Origin of the sequence: Pseudobutyrivibrio sp. MD2005, assembly GCF_000621865.1 — a bacterium.
Taxonomy (GTDB): domain Bacteria; phylum Bacillota; class Clostridia; order Lachnospirales; family Lachnospiraceae; genus Pseudobutyrivibrio.
This window is the reverse complement of sequence record NZ_KK211362.1, coordinates 3,604-10,165: the sequence shown is the minus strand read 5'-3', so window position 1 is coordinate 10,165 and position 6,562 is coordinate 3,604. Positions and strand designations below refer to the sequence as shown.

At 34.1% G+C, this 6,562-nt stretch carries 6 protein-coding genes and 1 pseudogene; 1 reads left to right on the top strand and 6 read right to left on the bottom strand.

What is annotated here, in order from left to right; genetic code table 11:
• The 5 genes from T498_RS16000 to T498_RS0114360 form a co-directional block, all read right to left on the bottom strand.
• Positions 1–992 (bottom strand): hypothetical protein (locus T498_RS16000; protein ID WP_036978714.1); only part of this gene is annotated, 992 nt, incomplete at its 3' end.
• Positions 993–1,021: 29 nt separating this feature from the next.
• Positions 1,022–1,399, bottom strand: a complete 378-nt coding sequence (locus tag T498_RS0114380; RefSeq protein WP_028236521.1) for a hypothetical protein — start codon at positions 1,397–1,399, stop codon at positions 1,022–1,024.
• Between the two features lie 167 nt (positions 1,400–1,566).
• A complete protein-coding gene (locus tag T498_RS0114370; RefSeq protein WP_028236520.1) occupies positions 1,567–2,637 on the bottom strand; it encodes an acyltransferase family protein in 1,071 nt (356 codons plus the stop codon).
• A gap of 174 nt (positions 2,638–2,811) precedes the next feature.
• Entirely contained in the window at positions 2,812–3,486 is a 675-nt protein-coding gene (locus T498_RS0114365; protein ID WP_028236519.1) for a DUF4956 domain-containing protein, read from the bottom strand.
• Positions 3,487–4,155 (bottom strand): polyphosphate polymerase domain-containing protein, encoded by a 669-nt coding sequence (locus T498_RS0114360; protein WP_028236518.1) that lies wholly within the window; start codon positions 4,153–4,155, stop codon positions 3,487–3,489.
• 115 nt (positions 4,156–4,270) lie between these two features.
• Here T498_RS0114360 and T498_RS0114355 point away from each other — a divergent pair, with 115 nt between their 5' ends.
• The gene (locus T498_RS0114355; protein ID WP_028236517.1) at positions 4,271–5,902 is read left to right on the top strand and encodes a CotH kinase family protein; all 1,632 of its coding nucleotides are present in this window, start codon (positions 4,271–4,273) and stop codon (positions 5,900–5,902) included.
• 15 nt (positions 5,903–5,917) lie between these two features.
• Here T498_RS0114355 and T498_RS0114350 read toward each other — a convergent pair.
• Positions 5,918–6,562, bottom strand: a pseudogene (locus T498_RS0114350) (hypothetical protein); the annotation flags it as partial.

The window sequence follows — 6,562 nt, the reverse complement described above, 5'->3', positions numbered from 1 at the left end:
ATACCATCATCTCTAATATTCACCCCTGTGGTTTGTATTAATATCTTTTTAGGTACTGTGGAAAACACGCCTACTGTAATACACATTGTAATTATCAAAAGTAGTATTTTGTATACCTTAATCTTATCAGCGGCTCCACGAACAATAGCAAATACAGCCAAGGCTATAATAAAGATGATACCGCTTCCTTTAGCCATGAATGAGAGCCCGACAGCAAGCAAACACTTTATTAGTGACCTAACCTTGTTATTTTCAAAATAATCTAATTCAGCATTAAATGCTATTAATGCAAAAGTAACACTCCAGATATTTCCATATACAAATGAAACGTACATTATTATAGGATAAAAAAGAATTCCACATCCCAATGTGCATACCTGAGAAAAACGCGAACCACCAAATCTATCCCATATATCAACCATTGTTTTATATATTAATACAAGACCTGGAATATTCAAAAACTGCATAAACATGATATTAAAATCGCCAACTAAGTATGCTAGCAGTCTTTCGAGTGTTGTTATTCCTATATTATGTGGCCACCTATCTAGATAACCACCAACCCTGACCATATCAGTTTCTCCAATACCATATTTATAAGCACTAGCCATAACGTCGAGCTGATCTGCCCCAGGGACATATTGAGTAATGAAAATCCAAACAAATCCAATAATAGCTATAGTCCATAGCATGATTTTCTTTGTTTTCTTGTAGAAATCATCATTAGCTAGTTTGTCTTTGAAAGATGAAATAACTGATTTCTTTTTAAGGAAAAATAGTATAGCCACAAACATGAATACCATTATGATATTCACTAAAGCATTGTCCTTACAAAAAAATGTAACTTCATTGGTATCAGTCGATACATAGCAAATAAAGAATACCGACATAACCCATAATAAAGCTATTTCAAATACTCCAAATATTAACAGCATTATTCGATAAAATGTAGCCAAACTTCCCCTGCATTCATCTGATTTTATTAGTTTCATAACATTATCATCCCTTCCTAGCTATTTTTTTATATGTAAGAATGATTCGAAGGTACAATATATCTTATAAAATCAACCGCATTGAATACACCACTTACACTATAAATACTTACAAAATATCTTATGATTTTAAAAAAAGAGACCATAATAAGTAAATTAATCACCTTCCAACCGGATACTGAATGCCTTTCTGCCATAAAATACCCAGAAATTAGCATAAAAAGGTTTACTGATCCGATAAAAACGCATTCACCCAGATACAACCCCCAGGTATTTATACCACTAGACTGAGTTATTGCCCCTCCATTTTGGTGGAGAACAAAAACACCAATAATTGAAATGATTCTTAATAATTCAATGTTTGAATCCCTTTGAGTTTTATTTGTTGTATCTTTTAAGTTATACATTTTTAGTCCCTTCCATCTCAACTTTTTTGCCATTAGCGAAAATAAATAACATATATATATATAGCATGTTTAGGATTTTCACCTGTAAGAGCACGTCCATCGCGTGAAAAACCCAAAAACAGCTACCGAAAAAAGTTCCGGTAACTGCAAAAGAAAGCATTGATATTTTATTTTATTCTTTCAATTAATACTCTAGTCTTTGCTGATATAGGTTTCTCTATGAAATAATATGAGAATAAGCCTACTATCCAGTCAATTACCAATGCACCTAGCATCATTTTCCATTCTGTGTGTAATGATAATGCAGGATATCGTATCAGCAAATATTTATATAGCATCTCCATACAAACATGCCAAATAAAGACATCATATGCACATTTTGCTATTACCGACCAAAAGCTACTTGAAAAAATCTTTTTCGCAACTTTTGTTTCAGCAAGAATAATCAATGCAGAAAAAAAAGCAAATGTAAGCCAATAATAGTCATCAAAATTCTGGCCATCCATTCTTACATAAAGGATATACCCCAGTGTTAACATAATAAGAATTACTGCAAGGAGACTATATTTATTAATAGATTCTTTATTGGCTGAAATGAAATTTGCCAGCAGTATCCCCGTAAAGAAAGCGTAGTAGCCTCTTCCCGAAGAGCTATTTAAAAATGGTAAATTAATTTCGTAACTTAAAACCCCAATACCAATAAAAATCATAGCAAGATAATAATAATTTGCGCTAATATTATGTTTTCCCGCCAAATAATTTATGACATAAAAAATCAGATAACAAAGCATCAGTACACTGATATACCAAGTCGGATTATTTACCATTGGATTCAAAGTTGCCCAACCATCTTGAATACCAAGGCTGTCAAACAATGCGCCCGACAAATTCAAATCTTCATTTAAAAATAATGTTCCCGTCGCACTTTTAAATAAAATAAGACCTATCTCATATACAATAGCAGCAATTCCAACCAATGGTAATAATCTAAAGGCTCTAATGCAATAAAACTTTTTAAATGATATTTCGTGTCTTTGAACAGTTATCTGATATCTATACATCAAATAACCTGATATGATAAAAAATAACTCAACACATCTTCCAAAGTTGACAGGTCCTCCAAAAAAGAAACCTGTCCCTGTTGCATATATATCTTGCGTATAATGATGCATTATTATTATCGCTGTTGCTAATATTTTCAGAACGTCTATTGCATGATCTCTTTCTTTTGTATTCATAGTCTTACTCGATTCATTAATTTTTTATCTAACTCCGGTTTGTGATTATATCATAAATCCCCTCAACTTTAGTGCAATTGGAATCGTCGGCATTAATTATCAACCCCTTTTCCCTGAGATTCTATATCTGATTCTCTATGGAAATAGGCTATGGCAAACTCTTTAATTCTTCCCCTAATTCTTCACTTCTCCCTGGTGCTCCATAAGTGTAACCATGCCAACACCATCAAGTTCAGATATCTCATCCACCAAGAAATTACCATCCTTTGTCTTTACTTCTACAATAAGTGTGGTCTGAGCCTTAGTTACAGCCTTTGAATCAACCTTATAACTTGATGAGTATTTATCTATCAGCGAAAATACTCCTCTTTCAGCCTTTTTATCGCTAAGCTTTACAATAAGTAGCTCTGGTGAAGAAATTGAAGGTATAACCTGCAATACAACTAATCCAATTGTTACAAATACTGCTAAAATAACGCCCACAGAGAATAAGCCTGCGCCTACAACGATACCAGTTCCTATGGACCAAAACAGGAATAATAAATCCAGCGGTTCTTTGATTGCTGTCCTAAAACGAACAATTGAAAGAGCGCCGACCATACCAAGTGAAATAACAAGGCTTGACTGCATAGCAAGGATGATACCAGCTGTTACCACAGATATGATAGCCATGGATACTGCAAAATTCTTATTATAAAAACTAGTTCTAGTAATATATCTATATACAAAGAAAATGTAGAGCGCTATTAAAAATGTACCAATCAGCACAATTGAAATTTCTGCTCCCGTAATATCTGATGGTGCAAAGCTTTCTAGCACCGATTTTTTTATCATATCTGTAAATGACATTTAAATTGCCTCCCTTACTAAAGCGTATTTTGAAATTGATTGTCTATGTAAATTGTTTGTATCTACTAATTGTAGAATATGTTTTGGCAAAAACTCATCATATTTTACCTCAAGTATCTGAGTACCTGCCGGCAAAACTGGAACTGTAAAATCCTCACTATAATCAAGGAATCGTTCCACATCAGCACTACCTCTCAGATTCATATCAAATGTGATTCGCACATTTCCAATTGGTTCCACGAATGCACATCTGTCATATTCTACTATACATTTAGGCCGCATTCCAGATTTTATATAGTTAGCATATAGTTCTGTAGACAGTGCCCCTCCAGTCTCATAATAACCATCAGCTAAACAAGCCAAAACATCTGCTTTATCTATCTGCTCAGATACCTTCTTTGTCATCTGGCGATATTTATATTTTTTCTCCAAATTGATGTAATCTGTGTTGCCACGATATAGCCTAATTCTATATTTATACCTATCATCAGTTCCTGCCAGATTTTCGTTGAGACATTTATCGAAACAATCATCAAAATACAAGCTTCGGATGTTATAACTTTCTTCTTGCTGATGTTCATCTATGTCCATAACCGCCGATAATCTATACCTAAGTTTTTCTAAGGTAAGATCCGGCACTAAAAATTTCAATTCATGACGGTATTCCATGGGAAACCCTTTCTATTTCATGTATAATACTCAATGATAGTATTCTAATACAAATAGATTTTACATGGCAACAGATTTTGAATACTTGATATATATATTTGGAGGACGCTCATCGATGCGCAAAAAATCCCTTATTATATTAGCAATTTCTCTACTAATATTAATAATCACTATTACACTTGAATTTAGAATAAATGGAATCACTAGTTACAACCGTTCACAGCTTACTGATGCTGAACTCCAATCATTATTATCTACTAGAACACTTGCAAACTCACCACTAATAACAGACATTCTCATAGATGATCAAAAACTGATATATGACGTAGAGAATAACACATTTTATTGCTCTAAGGTAGAAGGCAACGATTTCAAAAAAATTACCATTCAAAAGAATCAAGCAAACTCCCTAAAAGATGTATTAGGTCTTAATTTGATTCATGTAGGCCTTTTGGATGGTAAGCTTGTTTTATATGATAGCAACGCCATCAGCGTTTCCAATTTTGTAGTATCTACACTACCATTCATCAATATTTCTGTATCAGCTGAAACTGTTGCAGATTTAGGTCTTGACGAAACCTACAACATTGAACAATATACAGGTGCCGAGCTTTATCTATACGATAATAGATCAGATTTTGAGGGACGTTCCCGTTCAACATACACAGATATTAAGATTCATGTGCGAGGCGGCACCACCATTAATCTTCCTCAAAAAAGCTATCGAATAACGCTTTTAGAAGATAAGGACAATCAAGATGGGCCTACAGATAAAGAAAATCTTCTAGGATTACGATACGATGATGATTGGATTCTATATGCTCCTTATTCTGATTATGAAAAGGTGCGTAACGTTTTTTCAATGAACCTTTGGAATGCAACATCCGCTTACAACAACGAATGGAATGCACCGGCATGCAACGAATATGTTTTCACAGAAGTATTTTTCAACAATCGATATCACGGCCTTTATGCTTTTAGCTATCCTATGGACAGCAAACAACTTGACAGGCAGGATGACGAAACTATTATTCAAAAAAAGGATTGGACCCCTTCTGAATATTCACAAGACGTCGAATACAATGAAGATTTTGGCTATGATTGGTTGCCAGGTTATTATCTGCAAAAAGGTTCACCTGATGCATACCATGTAATTCACGATTTATTCTATGCCATGGCGTATTCCGGTGATAATAATACAATAAGGTCCACTGTAGATATGAATAACGCTATTGATCTGTATTTATTCTATGAATTATCACAAGCTGCTGATAATGTATATGACACCGATATCAAAAATCTCTTTGTAGTAAACAAGCCTGCTGACAACCAATTTGGTTGCAAACTACTATTAGTACCATGGGATATGGATCAAACCTGGGGCAATCGCTATGTAGATGGACTTGGTTCTAATGCAATCACAAGTTATCATATGGCTACTGATTATGAACTTCCTATTAACTGGGGACCAGTGCCATTTCTTATTGCAAATGGAGACGAAACTATTGCGGCAGAAGTCCAAGCTAGATATGCTCATCTACGTGAGACTGTATGGTCTAATGACAATCTCATGAGTATGTTGGATAAATACGAAGCTGATATTTACAAATCTGGAGCTTTTGAGCGCACTATGGAACGGTGGCCAGATGGGAACTATTATGATTCTGAGGTTGAATTAAGTGATTTTAAAGAATTTGTGCAAGGCAGACTCGCTTGGATGGATGAATATATTAAAGGGCTGCAGTGATGCAGCCCTTTATTTTTAATATGTTATTCCATTATCGTTTAATAACTTTTGATAATAAGTACATTGCTCCTGATAACCTTTAATCCAGGCCTTCATAGCGTTTATCTCATTAACAGTTTCTGTTAAATCATTCATTCTCCATTCAGCAATGTATGTGTTAAATGCATCGTTGTGTTGTGATAAACAATTTGAACCATCAAGCTTATATGCAGCCAAAAACAGTACAATTGTTGCACAGGTATAGGCTATTATCACTTTATTTGCACTTCTAATCAGCACTCTTCCCCTATCTAACATCATTTCAAATCCTGACATTGCATAAGGAAATAGTAATATAAAATAAGTAATATTATATTGGGACTTTGCCTCCCACATTAGACTGAATGTAAAGCCTCCAACAAAACTTAATAACAAAAATGATCTGTCATTAAACTTAGCTTTATCCTCCAATATTAACCACAGCAGTGTGCCTGTTAATATTATTATTCCAAAAAAATCAAATATTTTAGCACCAATAGCATAACCTTTTCCGCTCATAAAAGTTTCTAACCATCCTGGAAACGCTACTCTATGTGCTCTTACTTGATTTATCCAATATCCTTCATATGTTGGCTCAATCCACATCGATGCAATTTTCTTTGAGAAAAACTGAAATACATG

Coding starts and splice junctions, on each gene's coding strand:
- T498_RS0114380 (WP_028236521.1), bottom strand. CDS start 1,399: ATGTATAACTTAAAAGATACAACAAATAAAACTCAAAGGGATTCAAAC.
- T498_RS0114370 (WP_028236520.1), bottom strand. CDS start 2,637: ATGAATACAAAAGAAAGAGATCATGCAATAGACGTTCTGAAAATATTA.
- T498_RS0114365 (WP_028236519.1), bottom strand. CDS start 3,486: ATGTCATTTACAGATATGATAAAAAAATCGGTGCTAGAAAGCTTTGCA.
- T498_RS0114360 (WP_028236518.1), bottom strand. CDS start 4,155: ATGGAATACCGTCATGAATTGAAATTTTTAGTGCCGGATCTTACCTTA.
- T498_RS0114355 (WP_028236517.1), top strand. CDS start 4,271: ATGCGCAAAAAATCCCTTATTATATTAGCAATTTCTCTACTAATATTA.